Source organism: Ruegeria sp. THAF57 (assembly GCF_903914075.1).
GTDB lineage: Bacteria > Pseudomonadota > Alphaproteobacteria > Rhodobacterales > Rhodobacteraceae > Ruegeria.
In genome coordinates, this window is record NZ_CAIWNQ010000008.1 from 133,683 (window position 1) to 156,554 (window position 22,872).

Genomic DNA, 22,872 nt, shown 5'->3' on the forward strand with positions numbered 1-22,872 from the left:
GGTGCCCAGCGCACCGCCTTTTTCTTTGCCCGATCAGTTGCCGAAAATATTGTTCAACAGGTTGTTGATGGCATTTTCGAACCCGTTGCCCTGCTTGCGGCGTTGCTGCCGGGGCTGCGCGGTTCGTACGGGCGGGTCCGGGGCCAACATCGGCAAGGGCGTCGGCGTCATCCCCTCGGTCACGCGCAGCATGGTTTCCTTCCAGATTTCCGCAGGCAACCCGCCGCCGGTGACACCGGAAAGCGGCGTGTTGTCGTCATAACCCATCCAGACACCCGCCACGTAATCCGCCGTGAATCCGATGAACCACGCATCGCGCGCGGCCTGAGTCGTGCCGGTCTTGCCCGCCACCTGCCAGCCCGGAAGCTGCGCCCGCGCGCCGGTGCCTTCCGAGACCACGCGCTCCATCATCCATGTCAGTTGCTTGGCCGCCTTGTCGTTGATGACACGCTCTCCGATGCCGGTCGTCGTCACCATGACGGGCGTCTGGTCCCCCAGCAGCTTCAACTCGGTCAGGCCATAAGGCTCCACGGACGAGCCACCGTTCAGGATACCCGCATAAGCCCCTGTCATCTCGATCAGCGTGCTTTCCGACGCGCCCAGGGCAAGGGCGGGGCCCTCGGCCAGATCATTGGCAATTCCAAAACCGCTGGCGACGGTGCGGACGTTTTCAAGCCCCGCAACCTCGGCCACTTTAACGGCCGGGATGTTCAAAGAGTTCTTCAGCGCATCCGCAAGCGTGACCCGGCCATAGAACTTGTTGGTATAGTTTTTGGGGCACCACTGACCCGAACCGGGAATATTGATGCAATAGGGCTCGTCCACCACCGTATCCAGCGGGGAATACCCAAGCTCCAGCGCTGTCGCGTAGACGAAGGGTTTGAAGGATGATCCGGTCTGCCGCAATGCCTGCGTCGCGCGATTGAACGCACCTGATACGCGCGTCTTGCGACCGCCGACCATGGCGCGCACAGCCCCATCTGCGGACATCACGACAATCGCAGCCTGCGCCTTGGACCCTTCGCGGACCTTTTCCTGAAAGATATATTGCAGCGCCTCTTCAGCCGATTTTTGCAGGCGCTGATCCAAAGTAGTCCGGATCACCACGTCCTCGGTCGTGTTGCGGGTGAAGAACTCGGGCCCGCTGGCCATGACCCAATCGGCGAAATATCCGCCTGCACGCGCGGCGGCGGCTTCGGACAATTCTGCGGGGCGGGTGCGGGCTTCGCTCGCCTGCGCGGGGGAAAGATATCCTTGATCCTCCATCAATCCGACCACCAGACGCGCCCGATCCTGCGAGCGTTGCAGGTTGTTCGTCGGCGCATACCGGGTCGGCGCAACCAGAAGGCCCGCCAGCATCGCGGCCTCGGACGGAGATACTTCGGCGGCTGAAATCCCGAAATACCGCTGGCTGGCCGCCTCGAACCCTCGCGCACCTGCGCCAAGGAACGCCCGGTTCAGATAGATGGTAAGGATTTCGTCCTTGGAGTATTTGACTTCCATCGCCATCGCGTAAACGGCTTCCTTGGCCTTGCGCCACAACGACCCCTGACGGCAATCAGATTCATAGGCCGCCTCGGACTCCCACTCAGCCGGATCGTAAGGAACGCCCAGACATAGCAACTTGGCCGTCTGCTGCGTGATGGTCGAACCGCCATGGCCCGACAGCGGCCCCCTGCCTTCGCTCAGGTTGATGCGCACGGCGCTGGCAACCCCGCGCGGGCTAACACCGAAATGGCGATAGAACCGCTTGTCCTCGGTCGCGATGACCGCGTGTTTAAGGTGCGGGGACACCGTATCAGCCGTAATGACACCGCCAAACTGATCACCGCGCCATGCAAACACTTTACCGTCGCGGTCCAGCATCGTGACCGACCCGCGCGCGCGGCCGTCCAAAAGCGAATCGACATCGGGCAGCGAGGTGTAGACAACGCCAATCGCCAGCGCCAGCAACAGCGCGCAAACGGCCCCGACGCGCCATGTCACACCCCAGATCATCCGCCATAGCCAGCGGAACATACGGCGGAATATTCCTCCGCCGCCCCCGGCCGATTTCTTGCGTGTTTTCTTGCGGGTGGGCTTTCGTGTGGAGGTTTTGCGGGCGACAGCCTTCTTTCCCGCAGGTTTCGCGGTGCGTTTGGTCGCCTTGGGTTTCCGGCCCTTGGACGGGTGTCTTTTATCCGCCACCAAAGGAGTTTTGCGGCGCTTGGAATCTGTCATTTCCGAACTCTGCCCGGTTATCGTTTTGAGGCACCATACCCTGCCACACCCGTGAAGTTGAGGTCCGAATTTCCGGTAAATTGCTTCCTTAATTCGCACATTTTTTAAGCATATATCTCAAACTGTGCAAAAATTGTGCACCTAGCTGCAAATTTCCCCAGCGTCCGGTCGCACTCGGAGTTCCTTAAAACCGTCAGCCGCGCTTTTTTGCTGCGAGTGCAAACAAGCCGGACAGACCGGGAAGCAGAGGGGATCAACGTGAAACTGATCATTGCGACAATCAAGCCGTTCAAGCTGGAGGAGGTGCGCGAGGCACTGACCGAAGCTGGCGTGCGCGGCATGATGGTGACCGAAATCAAGGGCTTCGGCTCGCAATCGGGTCACACAGAAATCTATCGCGGCGCGGAATATGCCGTGAACTTCGTGCCCAAGATCAAACTGGAAATCGTGGTGCCCGCTGCGATGGCCGACCAGATCGTCGAGACCATCACCAAAACCGCCAAGACCGGCAAGATCGGTGACGGCAAGATTTTCGTCCTCGATGTCGAGCAGGCCCTGCGCGTGCGGACCGGGGAAACCAACGAAGAGGCGCTGTAAGCGCCCCCACTCACAATCATTCGAGGACTGACAATGAACCTGATGAAATCTCTCATCCCTGCTGCCGCGATCGTCGCGCTGCCGCAGATGGGTCTGGCGCAAGAGGCCGCCGACGGCGAAGCCGCGCTCCATACCCAGTATATCTTCACCACGCTGCTGTTCCTGATGGCAGGGTTCCTAGTCTTCTTCATGGCGGCAGGTTTTGCCATGCTGGAAGGCGGTCTGGTGCGTTCCAAGAACGTCGCCATGCAGATGATCAAGAACGTGGCGCTGTTTTCCATAGCCGCGATCATGTACTGGCTGGTTGGCTTCAACACGATGTATCCGGGCGACTTCAATGGTTTCTTTGCCATTGGCGGCCCAACCGTGCTTGACCCGGTCGGCGTCGACCCTGCCGAGGCTGCTTTGGACTATGCCTCGATCGGTTCGGACTTCTTCTTCCAGTTGGTCTTTGTGGCTGCAACCGCCTCCATCGTGTCAGGTGCCGTTGCCGAACGGATCAAGCTGTTCCCCTTCCTGATCTTCGTCGTTGTGCTGACCGGTATCATGTACCCGATTTCGGGTTCCTGGCAGTGGGGTGGCGGCTGGTTGTCTGAAGCTGGCTTCTCGGATTTCGCTGGCTCGACCGTCGTACACTCGGTCGGTGGCTGGGCAGCGCTGGCAGGCGCGATCATCCTTGGCCCACGGATCGGCAAGTACAAGGACGGCAAGGTCCATCCGATGCCCGGTTCGAACCTGGCACTGGCGACCCTGGGTACGTTCATCCTGTGGCTGGGTTGGTTCGGCTTTAACGGCGGCTCGCAGCTTGCGATGGGCACCGTGGGCGACATAACAGACGTCTCGCGTATCTTCGCCAACACCAACATGGCCGCCGCTTCGGGCGCTGTTACAGCCCTGATCCTGACACAACTGCTGTACAAAAAGCCTGACCTAACCATGGTGCTGAACGGCGCGCTTGCTGGTCTGGTGTCGATCACGGCCGAACCTCTGGCCCCGACCCTGTTCGGTGCACTGTGGATCGGTGCTGTCGGCGGTATCATCGTGGTCTTCGCGGTTCCGATGCTGGACAAGTTCAAGATCGACGACGTTGTTGGTGCAATTCCGGTTCACCTGTTCGCAGGCATCTGGGGCACCATCGCCGTGATCTTCTACGGCGAAGCATCCTTGGGCACCCAGCTTCTCGGTATCGCAGCCTACGGCGTGTTCACCTTTGTCGGCGCGCTGATCCTGTGGAGCATCCTGAAAGCCGTTGTCGGCATTCGCGTCAGCGAAGAGGACGAGATCAACGGCCTCGACATGGCAGAACTGGGGATGGAAGCATATCCCGAATTCTCCAAAGGCTAAGACCTGAGTTCACCACTCAAAGGCCGGGCGTTCGCGCCCGGCCTTATCTTTTGGAATTGCCCAAAAACAAAAAAGCCGCGCAATGCTGCGCGGCTTTGTGGGTAGTTATGGATAACTCAGACGCCGACGTCGACAATCGCCTGTGCCAGAATCGGCACCGTGTTGGCGTTCAGACCCGCGATGTTCAACCGGCTGTCGCCGACCATGTAGATGCCGTGATCAGAACGCAGCTTCTCGACCAGTTCAGGTGCCGCCCCCAGACGCGAGAACATGCCGCGATGCTGAGCGACAAAGCCGAACCGGTCCGATCCGCTCAGGCGCTGCAATTCGTCGGCCAGTTGTTGGCGCAGACCCAGCATGGACAGGCGAACCTCTTCCAGCTCGGCCGCCCAATCCGCGCGCAAGGCGTCGTCATTCAGGATCGTCGTCACAACCCGCGCGCCATGATCGGGCGGGAAGGAATAGTTCTGGCGGTTCAGAAACGCCAGCGTCGACTGGTTCAGCGCCGTCTGCGCCGCATCATCACTGATCGCCATCAACAGGCCAGTGCGTTCGCGATATACACCGAAGTTCTTGGAACAAGACGCCGCGATCAGGCAACGCTTGACCGACGAGGCAACAAGGCGGGTAGCCTGCGCATCTTCCTCAAGACCATCACCGAAACCCTGATAGGCGATGTCGATCATCGCCACGAGGCCAAGCTCGTTGATGATGTTCACGACCTCTTGCCACTGAACCATGTTCAGATTGGCTCCGGTCGGGTTGTGGCAGCAGCCATGCAGCAGAACCACGTCGCCCGCCTTGGCCGTTTTCAGGTCTTCGACCATGCCATCGAAATCAACGCCTCGGGTCTCACCGTCGAAATAGCGGTACGGGACGGTCTCCATCCCCAGATAGTTCAGGATCGACAGGTGGTTCGGCCATGTTGGGTTCGACACAAAGACGCGCGCCGAAGGGTTGGCCATGCGGATCATCTCGAACGCTTGCCGACACGCGCCGGTGCCACCGGGCGTCGCTACAGCCGCGATGTTGCCGCGCGGAACCGAGGTGCCAAGGATCAGGCCGATCATCGCATCCGCAAAAGCCGGATCGCCCGCCAGACCGGTATAGGCCTTGCTCTCCTGTTCTTCCAGAATGCGCTTTTCAGCCGCTTTCACCGCGCGCATGACCGGGGTCACGCCTTCAGCATTCTTGTAGACGCCAACACCCAGGTCGATCTTCTGATCGCGCGGGTCTTCGCGGTACATCTGCATCAGCGCTAGGATCTTATCGGCGGGCTGCGGTTTGAGGTTTTCGAACATCAGGTCTCTCCGGTTGCGACGGGCAGGGTGGGGAACGCACCCCATTCAGCCCAGGAGCCGTCATAAAGCGAATGGTCTTTTTTGCCCAAGCGTTCCAACGCAAGGCTGAGGATCGCGGCAGTTACACCCGACCCGCATGAGGTAATGGCGGGTTTCGAAAGGTCCACGCCAGCGGCCTCGAACACGGTGCGGCATTCATCGGGCGACTTCATCGTGCCGTTCTTGTTCAGCAGCGTATCAAACGGCACATTGCGCGAGCCTGGAATATGACCCGAACGCAAGCCTTCACGCGGCTCGGCGCTTGTCCCTGCAAATCGGGCGGCAGAGCGTGCATCAATGATCTCGTGATCGGCCAACTTCGCCGCAGCAGATACCTGCGTGACGTCCCGCACCAGATGGTTTTGCACGCGCACCGTCATGTGACGGTCACGAATGACCGGAGGAAGGTCTTCGATCTCACGCCCTTCAGCCTGCCATTTGGGGAAACCGCCATCCAGAACAGCGACGTTTTCCTGACCCATCAGACGGAACAGCCACCAGACCCGCGCGGCGGACATCAACCCGGCGCCATCATAGACCACCACCTGATGACCATCCCCAACCCCCATCGCCCGCAGGCGCGACATGAACTTTTCAACCGGGGGCGCCATGTGCGGCAAATCCGAGCGGCGATCCGAGATCTCGTCAATGTCAAAGAACCGCGCGCCGGGAATATGGGCCGCGTCATACTCGGCCTTTGCATCCCGCCCTTGCTGCGGCAAATACCATGAACCGTCCAGAACCCGCAGGTCCGGGTCCTTGAGATGGGCTGCAAGCCATTCGGTTGAAACGAGGGTTTTCGGATCGTCCTGCATCAAAGCCTCCCCAAAGCGAGCTTGGGTTTTCCCTATACGCGCGGGGATGCGGGTTCAAGGCTGGATAAGGTCGCGGGTCCGCTTATCCGGCCTGACCATAGTGGTGCATGTTCAGAAATGCGGCACCCTTATCACCCGCCCGATAACCATGGGGAATGTCTGCAGCAAAGCGCAGGCCCTGCCCGGCTTGCAACGGCACCCATTCCCCATCGCGCAAGATATCCAGCGCCCCTTTCAGCACGAACACTTCTTCGGTTACGCCGGCGGCATGGGCGGCGGATTCGTGGCTCTGGTTTGGGGCAAGATCGACGTGGAAGGTTTCCGCGCCAAGTGCGGGATCATAGGGGAAGACGATCTTGACCTCGATACTGCCGGGAAAGGTCACTGTGTGGAACAGGCTGGAATCGGCAGGGTCGCGCAGCGCCGACGACCCGATCAAAGCACTAAGTGGCAGTTGGAATCCTTTGGCGATCTTCCACAGGGTCGCGATGGTCGGGCTGGATTCGCCCCGCTCGATCTGGCCCAGCATGGCCTTGCTGACGCCTGTCATCTCGGCCACCTTGGACAGGCTCAGCCCCGAGGCCGCGCGCACATCCCGCAGTTTCAGCGTTATATCATCCGGTGCCATATCGTTCGTCTTTCGAATCCTCTTGTGCGTTATAGCGCACATGTGTTACGTGCGCTATAACGCACACACCCCGCCATCGCAACCGGGGCATAAGGGAAACAGCATCATGCCAATGTACCGATCCAGAACCTCTACCCATGGCCGTAACATGGCCGGTGCCCGCGGCCTGTGGCGCGCCACCGGGATGCAGGATGACGATTTCGGCAAGCCGATCATCGCAATCGTCAACTCGTTCACGCAGTTTGTGCCGGGCCACGTTCACCTGAAGGACCTCGGCCAGATGGTTGCCCGCGAGGTCGAGGCCGCCGGTGGTGTCGCCAAAGAGTTCAACACCATCGCCGTGGATGACGGGATCGCCATGGGCCATGACGGCATGCTGTACTCGCTTCCCTCACGCGAGGTGATCGCAGATTCGGTCGAATACATGGTCAACGCGCATTGTGCCGATGCGATGGTGTGTATCTCGAACTGCGACAAGATCACGCCCGGTATGCTGATGGCCGCCATGCGCCTGAATATCCCCGCTATCTTTGTCTCGGGCGGGCCGATGGAGGCCGGAAAAATCGACATCGCCGATCTGGATGTAAAAAAGATCGACCTCGTGGACGCGATGGTCGCCGCGGCCGACGACAAGTACACCGACGAACAGGTCCAGCATATCGAGGAAAACGCTTGCCCCACCTGCGGGTCGTGCTCGGGCATGTTCACCGCAAACTCGATGAACTGTCTGGCCGAGGCACTGGGTCTGGCTCTGCCGGGCAATGGCTCAACGTTGGCCACGCACTCGGACCGCAAGGAGCTGTTCCTTGAGGCCGGTCGCCGGATCGTTGAAATCACCAAGCGTCACTATGATCTGGACGAAAAAGGCTTCCTGCCGCGCGAAATCGCCACGTTTGACGCATTCGAGAACGCCATGAGCCTGGATATCGCCATGGGCGGGTCCACCAACACCGTTCTTCACCTGCTGGCCATCGCGCATGAGGGCGAGGTGCACTTCACCATGTCCGACATGGACCGTCTCAGCCGCGAAGTACCCTGTTTGTGCAAGGTCGCGCCGAACACCGAGAACGTGCATATGGAGGACGTCCACCGCGCGGGCGGCATCTTCTCGATCCTCGGCGAACTCAGCCGCGCGGGATTGCTGCACGATGATTGCAGCACCGTTCATTCGGCGACGATGGGTGAAGCAATTGCCAATTGGGACATCAAGGTCGCCAATAACCCCAAGGCGCAAGACCTGTTCAAGGCCGCCCCCGGTGGTGTGCGCACCACGCAGGCGTTCAGCCAGTCGAACCGGTATAAAGAGCTGGATACCGACCGTGAAGGCGGTGTGATCCGATCCAAGGAACACGCGTTCAGTCAGGATGGCGGTCTGGCCGTTCTGTTCGGCAATATCGCCCGCGACGGCTGTATCGTGAAAACCGCCGGAGTGGACCCGGCCAGCCTGACCTTCACCGGCTCGGCCTATGTCTGCGAAAGCCAGGATCAGGCGGTGAACGACATTCTGACCGGCAAGGTGAAAGAGGGCGACGTGGTCGTCATCCGATACGAAGGCCCGCGCGGTGGCCCGGGGATGCAGGAAATGCTGTACCCGACCTCGTATCTGAAATCCAAAGGTCTAGGCAAAGCCTGCGCCCTTTTGACTGACGGTCGGTTCTCGGGCGGCACATCGGGCCTGTCGATTGGCCACGTCTCGCCTGAGGCGGCAGAAGGCGGCGAGATCGGCCTGGTGCGCCAAGGCGACAAGATCGAGATCGATATTCCCAACCGCACGATCCATCTGGCAGTGTCCGACGAAGAACTGGCCGCGCGCCGGGAAGAACAGGACGAAAAAGGCTGGGAACCCGCCGCCCCGCGCAAGCGCAAGGTGTCCACGGCGCTGAAGGCCTATGCCAAGCTAACCACAAGCGCGGCCAAAGGGGCTGTGCGTCAGTTGTGACTGTGAAAACCCGGCGGCGACTATGACGGGCCGGGTTTTCCAACCACCCAAACCTCCCGCGCTCGAACTGCGCTATCGGCTGCGCCGTTATCCCATTCGGTCTTGGGCCCGGCGCCGCGCGGTGCGCAGCGCCGGGCCCAACCAGAGGAGATGTCTCGTCAGAGACATTGACGATGGGCGGGAGAACCTACTCCTTACTCAGTCGCCAAGTTTGGCATGAACCTCGTCCAGATCAATTTCGCCAATTGGCATTTTGTTCGCCGGGTTCTCGAAATCGTATTTGAACAACTCGAAATCCTGTTTGTAGATTTCATAGACCAGATGCATCGACAGATCGTCGAAGTAATCCTCAACCGGATGGGCGCGTTTGGGGCCATGGCCTTCGGATTCGTTGAACCGGGGTATGCCTTTCAGATCTACGGAATGAGGTGTGTCCAGATGATCCAGAACGCCCTGCATTCCGTCGTTGAATGCTTCGGTCCAGAAAATCCGGTCATACCGCCCACCATTGACGATGAAGGTCGAGACATGCCCCGACATGGCCGACCAATGAATGTCTGGGTCCATCGGCCTGCGCCAGCGGATCGTGTCGCGTGCAAACAGAAGAAACCGGCGGAAGCTGGCGATCTGGTCGAACTCGCCCTTCCCGTCATCCCCACCAACCTCGATCCCGTAGTTATAGATCAGCGTGGGAACCAGATTGCCCCGGTACCGTTTGCCGTTTCGCTGAATGCCGCAGATCTTGTCAAAAAATGAGCTGAGGATACGCGTGTATGGGTTGCGGACACAGGTGAAGGTATAAGACGAGTGATTTCGGACATTTTGGGAAATCGCATCCTGACTGTTCTCGAACGCCCATTTGTGCATTCCGTCATCTGCGTCGTGAATGTCACCGTCGAAAAACTGACCATGATCCGAATAATACATGATCTGTCCAATGGTCGAGCAGGCGCATTTCGGCACCACCCGATACACCATGCTTTCGCTCTCGGTCATCCATGTGCCGGGAAAACCCATCTGCTTTGCCTCCTCCGCAAGTCAGAACCTGAAATTTCTGCCCGCTTTTGAGATCAAAAAACCAAAAATATTATGTTTATTCAATCGCTCATCCTCAGTATCACGGTTGGAAACGGGCAGAAACGGAATTCACAGAACTGAAATGGCCAGGATTGCCTATATATTGCTGTGCCACAAAGACCCCGAGGCCATCATTGCACAAGCCGAGCAATTGACCGCCGCCGGGGATTGCATGGCCATCCACTTTGATGCCCGCGCAAGCGCGGCGGCCTATGCCCGCATTCGCGAGGCCCTTGCACCCAACCCAAACGTCACTTTCGCAACCAAGCGGATCAGGTGTGGCTGGGGAGAGTGGTCTTTGGTTCAGGCCACGCTGCACGCCATCGAAGCGGCAGTGGACGCGTTTCCACGCGCCACCCATTTCTACATGCTGTCGGGCGACTGCATGGCAATCAAGACGGCGGAATACACGCATCGTTTTCTGGACGAACGCGACATGGATTTCATCGAAAGCCACGACTTCTTTGAAAGCAAGTGGATCAAGACCGGGATGAAAGAAGACCGGCTGATCTATCGGCATTACTTCAACGAACGGACACAAAGCCGGTGGTTCTATGCCGCCTACGGACTGCAAAAGCGGTTTGGCCTGACCCGCGATGTTCCCGACGACATTCAGGTCATGATCGGCAGCCAGTGGTGGTGCCTGCGCCGGCGGACGATCGAGATGATTCTGGAATTCCTGAAGAAGCGCCCGGATGTGATCCGCTTTTTCTCAACCACCTGGATTCCGGATGAGACTTTCTTTCAGACCCTGGTTCGCCATCTTGTTTCGAAAGAAGAGATCGAGAACCGCACGCCCACATTCCTGATGTTCTCGGATTATGGAATGCCGGTCACGTTTTACAACGACCATTATGATATGTTGCTGGGGCAGGATTATCTGTTTGCCCGCAAGATCAGCTCTGAAGCTCATGATTTGAAAGACCGGCTGGGCAAACTCTATGCCACCGAAGGCGTCACGTTCCGGATATCGGATGAAGGGCGAAACCTGCACAGGTTCCTGACCGGGCGCGGCCGCGTTGGGCGCCGGTATGGTCAACGGTTCTGGGAGGCGGGCAATACCCTTGGACCGAACCGCGAAGTGTATCTGATCGTCTGTAAGAAATGGCATGTGGCCAAACGGCTCGTCGATCAGATCATGTCCGAGACAGACATCCCCTGTATTGAATACCTGTTTAGCGAAGAAGACACGGCCCTGCCCGATCTGGGCGGCATCGAAACCACGCTAGGCAAACGGTCTCGGCACCGGCGCGCGGTCTTACGTATGCTGTTCGACAATTTCGAAACGGACAAGCTGGTTATTTGCGTCGACCCAGCCAACCTTGAGATCATCGAGGATTTCAATGCCGACCAGTCCCATACGCATGTGCTGGAGATTGAGTGCGCGTATTCAGATGCTTACCTGGTCGGCCACGCCCGACGCATAGGTCTGGCCGGTGAGAACAGCCCCGACGAAACCGTAGCCGACCTTGTGCCAACCTTACGCAACGCGCTTGCCTATGAATCAGAGTTGATACAGGGGGCCGGTCTTGGCAGTTACCAGCGTATTCGGGAAACCGATACTCCTGCTGAAAAGGAAGCGGCGATTACAGCGTTTCTGGGTGTCTCACCAGACAAGGCCCGGGCAATCTTGCAGTTGGACTACCTGTTCGCCGATTGAAAACCCGGCGACGCTTGAGGCATCGCCGGGCTGGATGTTCAGATGTCGAACTTGACGCCCTGCGCCAGCGGCAATTCAGCCGAGTAGTTCACCGTATTGGTCTGCCGCCGCATATAGGCTTTCCACGCGTCAGAGCCGCTTTCGCGCCCACCGCCTGTTTCTTTCTCACCGCCAAAGGCACCGCCGATCTCGGCCCCTGATGGTCCGATATTGACGTTGGCAATGCCGCAATCCGATCCGGCTGCGGTCAGGAATTGCTCGGCCTCGCGCATGTTCAGGGTGAACACGCAAGACGACAAGCCTTGGGGCACGTCATTTTGGATGTCGATGGCGTCGTCGAAATCGTCGTAACCCATCACATAGAGGATCGGCGCAAAGGTCTCGGTCTTTACCGTGGCTGTCTGGCCGGGCATTTCGACAATGGCAGGCTGCATATAGACGCCGTCCGGCACACCCTTGGTGACGCGCTGGCCACCAAACACAGTGCCGCCTTCGGCCTCAGCGGCCTTGAGCGCGGCGGTCATGGCCGCGCCAGATGCCTCATCCACCAGCGGTCCGATCAAAGTGCCCTCGGTCAGCGGGTTGCCGATAGGCAAACCGGCATAGGCCTTTTTCAGGCGACCCACCAGTTCCTCGCGGATCGAGTTATGCACGATCAGGCGGCGCAGCGTAGTACAACGCTGACCTGCCGTGCCCACCGCTGAGAAGACAATCGCGCGCACCGCCATTTCCAGATCGGCCGAGGGGCCAACGATCATCGCGTTATTGCCGCCCAGTTCCAGAATGCACTTACCAAAGCGGGATGCCACTACGGGGGCAACCGCGCGGCCCATGCGGGTGGAACCGGTGGCCGAAATCACCGGCACATCCTCGCTGGCCACCAGCGCCTCGCCCAGCGCGGCACCGCCGACCAGGGTTTGCAGCAGGTAGTCGGGCGCATCGCCAAACCGGGCCAGCGCGCGTTCAAAAATCTTCTGGCACGCCATCGCGGTCAGGGGCGTCTTTTCGGACGGTTTCCAGATCACCGTATCGCCGCAAACCAGCGCAATCGCCGCGTTCCACGACCAGACCGCAACCGGGAAGTTGAAGGCCGAGATCACGCCGACCGGCCCCGCCGGGTGCCATGTCTCCATCATCCGGTGGCCGGGGCGCTCGGACGCAATGGTCAGGCCATATAGCTGCCGCGACAAACCCACGGCAAAGTCGCAGATGTCGATCATCTCTTGCACCTCGCCCAGCCCTTCAGAGGTGATCTTGCCCGCCTCCCAACTGACCAGCGCGCCCAGATCTTCTTTGGCGGCGCGCAGTTCCTCGCCCAGCAGGCGGATCAACTCGCCCCGGCGCGGGGCGGGTACGGTGCGCCAGGCTTTGAATGCTGTTTTGGCGTTGGCAAAGACCGTCTCCATGTCGCCCGCCGGGGTTTCATGCACCTCAGCCAGCAGGCTGCCGTCGATGGGGGAATGCACCTGCAGAGGGCCGCCGGTCAGCTCAGCCGCTGTCAGGTCCAGATTGGCGAGGGTGGTTTGCGCAGTCATCACGATGTCTTTCATTTCTCAGGCCGCCTTGTTCTGTTGGGTTGCATCGCCAGCCCGGTAAAGCCGGCCAAATTCGGTGTTCAGGAAATCGGACAGGGCCACCTGTTCCTGCCGGACAAAGCCCTGGGTAGGCAGCGCCCCGGTGCGCATCAGATCAACCACGCCCAGAACGCCTGCGGCGGTGGTGACCTGAATGGCGCTCCAAACCTGTCCGTTGATCTTGCGGGCATAGCTTTTGTTGATCAGGGATTTCTCACGCAGGCTTCCGTCGATCATGCCTTTGGCTGTGCAATAGACCAGCACCACGTCTTGATCCGTCCGTGGAAGGGCGGTCTCAAAAATGTCCTTCAGCAGATCACGGCGACGTTCCAGCCCCAAATCCTTGAGAAGCAGTTTCAGAATATCGCAATGGCCAGGATAGCGGATCGAGCGATAGGATACCGCCCGCGCCTTTCCGTCCAGCGTTTCGGGCAATGTGCCCAAGCCGCCGGATGTGTTGAAGCACTCATACTCGACCCCGTCATGGCCCAGTACCTCGTAATCTTCCAGCGGCGCGGTCTTGACCCGTTCACCGTTCACGATGGCATCGCAGGGGTTGCAATATTCGTTGATCAGCCCGTCAGTGGACCATGTCAGATTGTATTTCAGCGCATTGGTCGGATAGAGCGGCAGAGCGCCAACCCGCATGTGCAAACTGTCCAGCGTATCGAACTCTGCCGCCAGCGCTGCCCCGGCGATTCCGACAAAACCGGGTGCCAGACCACATTGCGGCATGAAGGCTGTTGCGCTGTCCTTGGCCAATTCGCGCACGGCATTTGTGGCCGCAACATCCTCGGTCAGGTCAAAGTAATGCGCGCCTGCAGCCTTGGCGGCCTTGGCGATTTGCGGGGTCAAAAAAAACGGAGCGGCCGAGATAATGGCATCGAAGCCCGTCAGCGCCTTGGCCAATTGCGCCGCGTCACTGACATCGATCTGCCGGGTCGCAATGCCTTGGCGGTTCAGAACCGACAGGGCCGACAAATCACGATCCGCAACCGTAATCGAGTAATTGGACGAAGACTTCAACAGGGCCGCGATCATCTGACCGATCTTGCCTGCTCCGATAACACAGATATTCCAGCTCAAAACGCGCCTCCTCTTTCGTTTTCTGAAAGTATGACGGGCCGCTTGTCCGGCTCGCAGGGGTTATCTTGTCGGAAACACGGAATGATCCGTCATAATGTCGGATTTTTCATCATAACGACGACAACTTAGCACCGCCCGCCGCGACTGACGCCTTTTGCGTGTTGTGCCCTAAGCGTAATCAACCGCCGTACCCCATGCCGCAGACAGGGGGCGCCGCGCTAACTGGATCAGTGATTTTCGTCAACAAATACGATAATGTGCGCTCTATTGGGCCGGTTTTGCGCACTAATTCCTTGCATATTCCGGCCCATCCAGCGCCGGGCGCTATGAGGGGCGGTTTCGTTTCCAGCTAACCGATTTGGGGCCCGTTACCAGCAATGAGCCGGTGTTGGTCAGTGATAGTTTCAAGACGAGTTTAGGGGGAATAAGCGTGCCAAAAGATCCGATTGATAATTCCAAACCATTCGAGCCAACAGATGGGGATTGGAAACTGATTCATTCCATTCTTTCATCCAGCGACAGCGCGGCAATTAACGCGCATTTCGAATTCTTCGACATTGCAGAAGAAACGGTTCTGCCTCCGCAGGGCATGTATGTCGTTCTGTCCGGCATCGTCCAGCTACGGCAGGACGGAACAACTTTGACCACCGCCGATACCGGCGACTATTTCTATGAAGAGCATCTTGAGATCTTTGACATTCCCGTCAGCCTCGAGGCCGTGGCCACGCCCGGCACCAAGCTGGCTTACCTGTCCAGCAACCAATGGTTCGAAATCCCGGTCAAAATCCGCGAAGCCTGTTACGCAACCCTGTTCGGCGATCTGGTCAGCGTGCATTTGCAGAACTTCCAGCAACCGATCAACTGTTGCAGCGTCACGGCGGCCGCGCTCAGTATGTCGGCATTGGGCTTCAGTTGCGAAGTCAACGACATCTTCCGCGAATGCGCTTTGCCCACATCCTTTGTTGTGAATGACGGGATTTCCTTGGGCGAGCTTTATGACGTCGCCTGCACATTCATCCACACGCAGGGCCTGCGTAAGAAGATACAGGTGCAGGCCTATTTCATGGATGAGGCCACGACCTCGGTCGATCTGCTGCTTGCGGCGATTGACGAATCCAACCGGGTTGGTGGGGATAACGACATTCTGGTGGCGAATTTTCAGGTCGGCGTGGCACATGGCAAACAGAACATGCCCGGCGGTCATTTTGCGATCATCGCAAAATGCAACCCCAGCACCGGATTGGTGCATATGATGGATGTCCACCCCGAGAAATACGGCAAGCTGTGGGTGACGACGATTGACCGGCTATGGGCAGGTATGTCCGACCGCGACGGAACCTCGATGCGGTCGCGGGGGATTTTGCGGTTCTCGGCATTGGATGCGGTGAAGACCACGCTGCAAACGCTGCAACAGGATTGCAATTACGTGGACAGCACTGAATATCTGGCAAAAGACCCCAAGAAACGCCGAAACCTGTTCCGCAGGGCCAGCCCGAACATGAACTCGATGGGGGTTTTGGCCGAAAGCCTGAACATTCTGGGCAACCAGCAGGTCGACGAAGACAAGCTGCTGATCGCGACACAAACCAATCTGACAGACGCGCTCAGCCGGGTTTCCACGGCCAAAGAGATGCACGCGCTGGCGCAGCGCTACCTCAGCCAGACACCTGACGTGCACCTGGGCAGCACTTTCCGAAGCTATGCAGAACGCCCAAAAAAGGACGACAAATCGCCCGAGGACTGGTTCCGCGATCAGTTGCACAGCCTGAAGGCGCACGACGATCGCCACTTGATGATCAATATTGATTTCAACCGCGTGCTGGGGTTCGAGGTCATCCGCCCCCCCGCAAATGTCTTTCGCGAAACGGCCCTGCTGGAAGAGTTTTGGTGCCTTTGCATCGCCTATGACGAAAAGACCGATCTGGTAACGGTCGTGGATATGAGCCCGGCAACCTCGCAAGTCTGGCAGGCCCCGCGCGGGCATATCTTCCGTGGGCTGCGGGATCTCGGGAACCCGGCAATGCTGGTGATCGAAGAACATGAACCGCCCGAAGATCCCACGGATGTCGAACGCATCGTCAACACCAACCCGATCGTGCTGTTCTATGCGGACGAAGACCCATGGTCTTATATGCTGCGCAGTATGCTGGCCAATATCGGCATCACCTCCGCCCGGCTGATCGACGTAGAAGGCCACGGGTCCAACGTGATGAAGATGCGTCGGCAGTTGACGATTATTACCGGGAAGGAAAACCCGCCCTACCTGTTCTTCAAGGGTGAATGCCTGGGTCGCAGAAAAGACATTGTCGATGTGGTGCTGGATGGCAGCTTTCAGCAAAGCGTCAAGGAAGCCGGCCTGCCGGTGCTGCTGCGCCATGAATCGCCTAGTCTGGACAAGAACATCTTTGGCTACCCCAAGGGCGGGTTGACCGATGCGCCCAGCGAAAAGCGCAATGTGCTTCTGTGTGCCTGCGGGTCGTCGGCGGCGGACAAGGTTCCCGATCTGGTCAAGCGGATCAAAGATGCGGGGCATAACGTCAAGCTGATCCCTTCGGTCTCGGCCGAGAAGTTTTTCCGCGATATCGAAGTCGAAGAAGAAACCGGCAATATCAAGAAAACCAAGCCAAAGACGATCGAGGATTATATCTCGCATCACGACTATTACCGCGACGATGATGAGTGGAATTTCCGCTATACCGAGTTCGGGATGCCCCTGCGCGCCTCGCACCTGGCGCTGTGCGATTGGGCCGACTGCGTGATCGTGGCGCCGGTGACCTGCAACACGATGGGCAAGATCGCCAATGGGATCGCCGACAACCTGCTGACCTCGGTCTTTGTGGCATGGCAATACCGGAACAAGCCGGTGATCCTCTGCCCCGCGTGCAACACGAACATGTGGAACAATGTCACCACCCAGAACAACGTCGAAAAACTGCGCGATCTGGGCGTCGATATCGTCGGCCCGCGTAAGGGCCGTTTGTCCAACGGCATGATGGGGATCGGCATGATGGCCACCCCGGATCAGATCATGGAAGTGTTAGACGAAGCCTTCGAAGAACTGGCCGATCAGGAACACAACATCTGCAAATGGGCGCAGGAGGCTGCGGCCTCGGACGAGTTCGCGCAATGGACCCGTGTTTTTGACGCAATCGACAAAGGCATGGCCGGGATCGACATCGTAGATGACACCAACGGCGACACCCTTCTGCACTATGCGGCGGGGGGCGAAGGCGAGCTGCATGAAAACGGCCAGAACCTTGGCAAGCCCGACCTTGAGGCCGCGCAGGAGTTGATTATCCGGGGCATCGACGTCAACGCCACCAACGATCACGGGTTTACCAGCCTTCATGTGGCGGTAATGAACAACTCGTCCAAAATGGTCGAAGTGCTTCTGAGCGCGCCAGGTATCGACGCCAGCAACTGCATCAACTTCCTGCGGGACCCGAAGAACGCCAAAGACGTGAAGCAGGTCAAACCCGAGATAAGGGATATGCTGGATGAGTGGGCTAATGCCCATACCGTCATTGCGCCCGAGGAAGACCACGACAACGACCTGATAGACGACCGCGAACGGACCTATTTGTATTTCACCTACGGGTCGCTCAAGAAAGGATTCCCAAACCACGATGCCCATGCAGACGTGCTGGACGATTTCGTGGGGGAGGCCGTTACCCGGCAACGTATGCCCCTGATCGTCCCGCACGAGCCACATTGCGACAATCCAAATTGCGGCTACCTGCACCGGATGGCCACGCTGGTCGATCAGAAAGGGCGCGGCGAACCCATCCGGGGTGAGGTCTATCGCGTTTCATCCTCGGGACTGAAGGAGTTGGACAAGCTCGAAGGTTATCACGGCCCCGGCTCGCCCGAGAACGTCTATGTCCGCAAGCGGATCAACGTGCTGATGGACGGGGTCAAGAAGCCTGCCTATGTCTACGTCATCGCCCACCCGACCAAGTATCTGGACCAATGGGCCGATGGTACGTCGGGCATCGTGGCGGAATACACGCTGGACATGGCCACGGGTACGCCGAAACCGGGGTTTCAGCCAACGCCTAGTTGAGCATCTCGATCACGACTGCATCCTCGGGGTCAGCCTTGAGGCTGAGGTTGTAGGCCGTGATCGCCACCGTGCACAGCAATACAAAAGGCCAGAACCCGGCCTTTGGGATCAGATTGTCTCGATAGTGGATGAACCGAAGGGACGGCACGGCCTCGGACGCGAACAGGTAGGTGTTCACGGACACGGCCAGCAGCAGGAAATACATCAGGAAAAAGAACGACTCCATGTAGATCACCGGCGATCCGGCAAAGCCTTCACGCAGTTGCACATGCGCCAGCAGGATCACGAAGAACAGAACCGAACAGGTGCCAATCACGCTAGAGGTGCTGAAATCATGCCGCTCGATCAACTCGGGTCGGCGCGTCACGGTCATGACTGCGCCGAACAGCAGCATCGTAACGACGATCAGGGGGATCATGTGAACGACGAAAGCGTTGCCAAAGTTGCGCTTGATGACAAAATTATAGTGCAACTCGGGCAGGTTGGTCTGGAATTTGGTATCGCTGATGCCCAGCGTGGTGCCCAGATCGGACAGGCGATAGTCGAAATAGGTATTCTCACGCTCCCACGTGCCCATGACGATGCGGCTGTCGATCCCGAATATGTCATCGGGGCCCGTGGCTGGATAGGCCGCGAAATCGGGGATCAGGGCCACGGCGGTGTCGAAACTGGCGGGCCAGAACCGGACCCATACGGTTTTGTGGTCAAAGGGATAGCTGGTGTAGTCGAAATTCTGCCGTAGGGTCTGTTCAAAATACCAGCCGATCAGTTCTTCGCCGTCCTGATCCATGCGATAGGCTTCTTCGATCATCCCGCTGGCCGCGTCCGAGGCATCGGGCAGCACGAACCCGACCGCATCGCCGGTTGGTTTGATCGCGTCATGCACACCGTCTTCGTAATGCTGCCAGACATATCCGGTGACATGGACATCGCTGGCATCGGTGAAAACAAACGACTTGATGAAAATTCCGGTCCTGACCTGATACTCCGGCAGGTTTTCCAAGTCTTGCAGGTAGTCGTCGACCGATGCCTGATCCGGAAGTTGCGTTGGATCGCCCTCGAAATGATTCAGCGCGACCAACAGTTTGAACAACAAGACTAGCAGCCCAAGCGTCAGGGCACCGGAAATCAACCAAACCTTCTTTTCGATACTCATTCAGTCCCTTTCAAACTTGGTCCAGACGTCCGACCAGGGACTGTGTGATGCCCATCTCAGAGAAACCAGCGCCCAGCGCCTCGAACTCTTCATGTGCGCTTAACGGGATGCCCCAACCACCGCACGCGGCCAGAACCTTGGTGTGCTGGATCGAAAGATCGACCATTGGCAAAGGCTCATCGGCGGTAAACCGGGCCAATGCGTCGGCATATTCGGTGGCCTTATCCCATTCCTGCCGCGCCAGCATAACGGCGCTTGCGTCGGGATAGAAATGCAAATGGCTGTGCCCGACGCAGCCCTCGGCAATAATCTGTGCGCCCAGTTTCAGGTGTTGGTCCTGCTTGTCGGGGTTTGTTTCCGCCAAGGCCAACGCCGACAGTGCCTTTGGCCCCACAAAGTTGCGCCCATGTTCCAGCGCGATCTCCACGGCCCGCTGACCGGTTTCGCGCGCCTGACCCATCTGCTCGACATAAACCTGTGTCCGCGCCAGATGCTCCAGCGCCTGCGCCTCAAGCCGTTTGGCCCCTACACGGGCGGCGATTTCGGCCGAGAGGGTAAAGGACTCCAGCGCGCCGTCCAGGTCACCCAAAAAGGTCTGCGCAACACCAAGACATGTTTGGGCCACACATTCCGGCACAAAGGCAAAGTACTTCTGCGATATTTCTATCGCCTCCTGCGCATCCGCCTTGCCTTGCGCCACGTCGCCGGAATAGCTGCGCGCAACGCTGAGATTGTGCAGGTTCGCAGCCATATCCCGCACCAATCCTTCTTCGCGCGCGCGCTCGACGGCCTGCGTGTAAAACCCGGTCGCCGACCGCATGGTGGCATTCATGAAATTGGCGTCACCAAACCCGCTAAGAGCGCCCACCTCCAACCGCGCCGATTGCAATTTACGGGCCAAAGTCAGCGCTTTTTCATTGCTGGCCATCGCCTTTTCAACCTGACCCAGCGGGAAATAAATATTGCCGCGCACATAGTTGATCTGCGCGATGTCCCTTTCCGATCCGCAGCGTTCAGCGGCGGCCTCGGCGATTTCAAGGCTATCCAGCGCCTCTTGGTAAAGGCTCGCCTGTCGGTCGGTTTGCGCCAACCCGATATAGGCGCGGCATGTCTGCTCATCGGTCTCGGCGAGACTGGCTGCTTCTTTGAACTCGCGCAGCGCGTCTTCTGAATATCCCTGCAACCGGTGCGTTTCCCCGCGCGCGCACAACAGGTCGAACCGAACACCATCCGGGGCCGGTAATTCCAAAGCGCGCTCGATCAGGGGGCTGGCTTCATCATATTGGAAGCCCTGAATGAGGTTCTCGGCGGCTTCAAGATAGGCTTGCGCCGCGTTGTTGGCCCCGGCGCGATCCAAGTGCTGTGCGCGCAGGGTCGCGTCCCGCTCTTCAAACCATTTGGCAGCCTCGCGGTGCAGCCGTGTACGCTCGGACTTTACCAGCGTGGCATAGGACCCGTCCCGGATCAGGGCGTGCGCAAACATCAGATCTGTCCCTGCCTCGCGGATCAGGGCCGAGCGGATCAGGGTCGAGGTATCCAGATGCCCTTTTCCCAGAATAAAGTTCAGAACCTCGGGCCAGAAACGCTGCCCCAGAACCGAGGCCGCCTGAATCGCGGATCGACTGGACGGATCCAGCGCATCCAGTCGCGACTGAACGATGCCTTGGATACTTCCGGGAACCGAGTCTCGCTTGAGCACGTCGATATTCCGCAGCAACTGCTCCAGAAACAGCGGGTTGCCACCTGCCCGGCGTACGCAGGCGTCCAGAAGTTCGGGGTCGATGCCGGTGAATTCCTCGACCAGTTGCCGGGCTTGATCGTCCCCCATTGGTGCCAGTTCCAGTTTCGAAACCAGCGCGCCCTCGGTGCCAAGCTGCCAATCGCGATCAATCGGGTCACCTTCGACACGGCTGGTCATCAGCAACACGCAAGGCAGGTCACGCGTAGCGGCCGCGATATGGGCGCAAGCCGTCAGGATGTCGGGCGTCGCCCAGTGGATATCCTCGATCTGGATCAAGAGCGGGCTGTCCTGACTGCAGGCGGCAATCAACTCGTCAATCACCTGACGCCGCCCGCGCAGGCGGGTGGCATTGTCCATGACCGCATAGACTTCGGCCAATCCGGGGTCCTGCTCAAGCTCTAGCAGCGCATTCAGATGCGTGGCATTGGACGGCGACACCCAACCCTTGCCAATTGCGCTTTTGGCCACCTCTGCGCAGGTTTCGGCGTTATCGGTTGCCTCAAGCCCCAACATGCTGCGGGCCACGGATTGAATGGCTGAATGCCCCTCGCGCGCGCCGAAATCCATGACGACGCCAGTATGTACGGCATAAGACAAGCTGTCGGCAAGTTCGGCAACCTGTTCAGACAGGTGCGTCTTGCCGATACCCGGTTCACCCAGAACGATATGAACCTCGCCCTTGCCGTGCCGCTGGCACCGGTCGAACGTGGCCGAGAACAACGACATCTCGCGCTCGCGCCCCACAAAACGGTGACGGCGCGAACGGATGTTCCGCGCCATCCGATCCAGCCGCCAAAGCTCGATGGGTTCGTTCAGGCCCTTGATGGCCTTGGCCCCCATGGACTCGCCCACGAAAAGCGGCCCCAACGCGCGCTGAATGTCGTGTGACACAAGCGTTTCACCCGGCGCAGCCATGTCTGTCACACGCGAAGCAAGGTTCACCCCGTCGCCAGTGACAGTGTATTCGGTATGGGCCTCGCTGCCGGTTGTACTGGCGATGACCTGCCCCGATGCGATTCCGATATGGCAGGACAGGGGCCGCGTCAGGGTAGGCAGAGCCGCATGAATCTCCAACGCGGCCCGCGCTGCGCGTTCGGTATCGTTGGTGTGTGAAATCGGCGCGCCGAATACGGCCATCACCGCGTCGCCGATATGCTTGTCGATCCGTCCGCCGAATTTTTCAACGACGTGATCCACCTTGTGAAAGAACTCGTTCAGCAGCGCGTGCATGTCCTCGGCGTCCAACTCGCTGGATAGCCGCGTAAACCCTGTAAGGTCCGCGAACATGACTGTGACCTGTCGCTTTGCGGGCTCAAGCGAGGTTTGCGGTTCATAAGGTTGAACAAGGTCGACCGGCTCAAGTTCGGAAATCGCACGCAAAAGACGCCGGCGGTCACCGACGGCAGTCACTCCGATTTCGATCAGGTCTTCGCCCGTCAAATCGGGCAAAATTGCGAAATCAATTTTATTATCCAAAAAGGCCTGCGCATAGTCAGACAAACCAAGTGCGCTTAGCCAGTCCCTAAGGTCCTGAGACATATCGCCCCTCTGAAGCCCCCAACTTCAGACATAGGCGTAGCACAGCAGACCCTTCCGAGTCTGCAATCGTTAACTAATTTAATTTTTTGGCAT

Annotated in this window: 14 protein-coding genes; 5 read left to right on the forward strand and 9 right to left on the reverse strand. The window is 58.7% G+C overall.

All coding sequences use genetic code 11. The features are described from left to right. Positions 1–33 precede the first annotated feature (33 nt). Complete coding sequence (locus RUESEDTHA_RS17395) at positions 34–2,220, reverse strand: transglycosylase domain-containing protein (RefSeq protein WP_180887945.1); 2,187 nt, start codon at positions 2,218–2,220, stop codon at positions 34–36. Between the two features lie 258 nt (positions 2,221–2,478). Between RUESEDTHA_RS17395 and RUESEDTHA_RS17405 the strand changes: the two genes are divergently transcribed. Both RUESEDTHA_RS17405 and RUESEDTHA_RS17410 read left to right on the forward strand, forming a co-directional pair. Then, positions 2,479–2,817: a P-II family nitrogen regulator gene (locus RUESEDTHA_RS17405; RefSeq protein ID WP_171125856.1), complete on the forward strand. Its 339-nt coding sequence runs from the start codon at positions 2,479–2,481 to the stop codon at positions 2,815–2,817. A 33-nt stretch (positions 2,818–2,850) separates the two neighbouring features. Next, on the forward strand, positions 2,851–4,161 hold the full coding sequence (locus RUESEDTHA_RS17410) for an ammonium transporter (RefSeq protein WP_180887946.1): 1,311 nt from the start codon (positions 2,851–2,853) through the stop codon (positions 4,159–4,161). Positions 4,162–4,277: 116 nt separating this feature from the next. Here the strand turns inward: RUESEDTHA_RS17410 and RUESEDTHA_RS17415 are convergent, their stop codons facing one another. The 3 genes from RUESEDTHA_RS17415 to RUESEDTHA_RS17425 all read right to left on the reverse strand — a co-directional run bounded on the left by RUESEDTHA_RS17415 (position 4,278) and on the right by RUESEDTHA_RS17425 (position 6,944). Beyond that, positions 4,278–5,462 (reverse strand): amino acid aminotransferase, encoded by a 1,185-nt coding sequence (locus tag RUESEDTHA_RS17415; RefSeq protein WP_180887947.1) that lies wholly within the window; start codon positions 5,460–5,462, stop codon positions 4,278–4,280. Beyond that, positions 5,462–6,316 carry a 3-mercaptopyruvate sulfurtransferase gene (sseA, locus tag RUESEDTHA_RS17420; RefSeq protein WP_180887948.1) on the reverse strand — a complete coding sequence of 285 codons (855 nt, stop codon included), beginning with the start codon at positions 6,314–6,316 and terminating at the stop codon, positions 5,462–5,464. The genes RUESEDTHA_RS17415 and sseA overlap by 1 nt, the downstream gene beginning before the upstream one ends. Positions 6,317–6,398: 82 nt before the next feature. After that, complete coding sequence (locus RUESEDTHA_RS17425; RefSeq protein ID WP_180887949.1) at positions 6,399–6,944, reverse strand: helix-turn-helix domain-containing protein; 546 nt, start codon at positions 6,942–6,944, stop codon at positions 6,399–6,401. Positions 6,945–7,050: 106 nt separating this feature from the next. Between RUESEDTHA_RS17425 and ilvD the strand changes: the two genes are divergently transcribed. Then, complete coding sequence (gene ilvD, locus RUESEDTHA_RS17430; RefSeq protein ID WP_180887950.1) at positions 7,051–8,883, forward strand: dihydroxy-acid dehydratase; 1,833 nt, start codon at positions 7,051–7,053, stop codon at positions 8,881–8,883. A 198-nt stretch (positions 8,884–9,081) separates the two neighbouring features. On the opposite strand, the gene RUESEDTHA_RS17435 is transcribed toward ilvD, so the two are convergent. Continuing rightward, positions 9,082–9,900, reverse strand: coding sequence for a sulfotransferase family protein (locus RUESEDTHA_RS17435; protein WP_180887951.1), 819 nt, complete (start codon positions 9,898–9,900; stop codon positions 9,082–9,084). Positions 9,901–10,042: 142 nt separating this feature from the next. Here RUESEDTHA_RS17435 and RUESEDTHA_RS17440 point away from each other — a divergent pair, with 142 nt between their 5' ends. Next, the gene (locus RUESEDTHA_RS17440; protein WP_180887952.1) at positions 10,043–11,620 is read left to right on the forward strand and encodes a DUF5928 domain-containing protein; all 1,578 of its coding nucleotides are present in this window, start codon (positions 10,043–10,045) and stop codon (positions 11,618–11,620) included. Between the two features lie 38 nt (positions 11,621–11,658). On the opposite strand, the gene RUESEDTHA_RS17445 is transcribed toward RUESEDTHA_RS17440, so the two are convergent. Beyond that, a complete protein-coding gene (locus tag RUESEDTHA_RS17445; protein ID WP_180887953.1) occupies positions 11,659–13,155 on the reverse strand; it encodes an aldehyde dehydrogenase family protein in 1,497 nt (498 codons plus the stop codon). Between the two features lie 18 nt (positions 13,156–13,173). Further along, entirely contained in the window at positions 13,174–14,337 is a 1,164-nt protein-coding gene (locus tag RUESEDTHA_RS17450; RefSeq protein ID WP_370456813.1) for a saccharopine dehydrogenase family protein, read from the reverse strand. A gap of 373 nt (positions 14,338–14,710) precedes the next feature. On the opposite strand from RUESEDTHA_RS17450, the gene RUESEDTHA_RS17455 reads away from it, so the two are divergent. Next, on the forward strand, positions 14,711–18,343 hold the full coding sequence (locus RUESEDTHA_RS17455) for a flavoprotein (protein WP_180887955.1): 3,633 nt from the start codon (positions 14,711–14,713) through the stop codon (positions 18,341–18,343). Here RUESEDTHA_RS17455 and RUESEDTHA_RS17460 read toward each other — a convergent pair. Then, complete coding sequence (locus RUESEDTHA_RS17460) at positions 18,336–19,499, reverse strand: hypothetical protein (protein WP_180887956.1); 1,164 nt, start codon at positions 19,497–19,499, stop codon at positions 18,336–18,338. The genes RUESEDTHA_RS17455 and RUESEDTHA_RS17460 overlap by 8 nt on opposite strands. Positions 19,500–19,509: 10 nt before the next feature. Further along, a complete protein-coding gene (locus tag RUESEDTHA_RS17465; protein ID WP_180887957.1) occupies positions 19,510–22,779 on the reverse strand; it encodes an adenylate/guanylate cyclase domain-containing protein in 3,270 nt (1,089 codons plus the stop codon). Positions 22,780–22,872: the final 93 nt, after the last annotated feature.

What these genes read in the sequence shown, in the direction of transcription:
- RUESEDTHA_RS17395 (WP_180887945.1), bottom strand. Translation starts at nt 2,220, where the DNA reads ATGACAGATTCCAAGCGCCGCAAAACTCCTTTGGTGGCGGATAAAAGA.
- RUESEDTHA_RS17410 (WP_180887946.1), top strand. Translation starts at nt 2,851, where the DNA reads ATGAACCTGATGAAATCTCTCATCCCTGCTGCCGCGATCGTCGCGCTG.
- RUESEDTHA_RS17415 (WP_180887947.1), bottom strand. Translation starts at nt 5,462, where the DNA reads ATGTTCGAAAACCTCAAACCGCAGCCCGCCGATAAGATCCTAGCGCTG.
- sseA (WP_180887948.1), bottom strand. Translation starts at nt 6,316, where the DNA reads ATGCAGGACGATCCGAAAACCCTCGTTTCAACCGAATGGCTTGCAGCC.
- RUESEDTHA_RS17425 (WP_180887949.1), bottom strand. Translation starts at nt 6,944, where the DNA reads ATGGCACCGGATGATATAACGCTGAAACTGCGGGATGTGCGCGCGGCC.
- ilvD (WP_180887950.1), top strand. Translation starts at nt 7,051, where the DNA reads ATGCCAATGTACCGATCCAGAACCTCTACCCATGGCCGTAACATGGCC.
- RUESEDTHA_RS17435 (WP_180887951.1), bottom strand. Translation starts at nt 9,900, where the DNA reads ATGGGTTTTCCCGGCACATGGATGACCGAGAGCGAAAGCATGGTGTAT.
- RUESEDTHA_RS17440 (WP_180887952.1), top strand. Translation starts at nt 10,043, where the DNA reads ATGGCCAGGATTGCCTATATATTGCTGTGCCACAAAGACCCCGAGGCC.
- RUESEDTHA_RS17445 (WP_180887953.1), bottom strand. Translation starts at nt 13,155, where the DNA reads ATGACTGCGCAAACCACCCTCGCCAATCTGGACCTGACAGCGGCTGAG.
- RUESEDTHA_RS17460 (WP_180887956.1), bottom strand. Translation starts at nt 19,499, where the DNA reads ATGAGTATCGAAAAGAAGGTTTGGTTGATTTCCGGTGCCCTGACGCTT.
- RUESEDTHA_RS17465 (WP_180887957.1), bottom strand. Translation starts at nt 22,779, where the DNA reads ATGTCTCAGGACCTTAGGGACTGGCTAAGCGCACTTGGTTTGTCTGAC.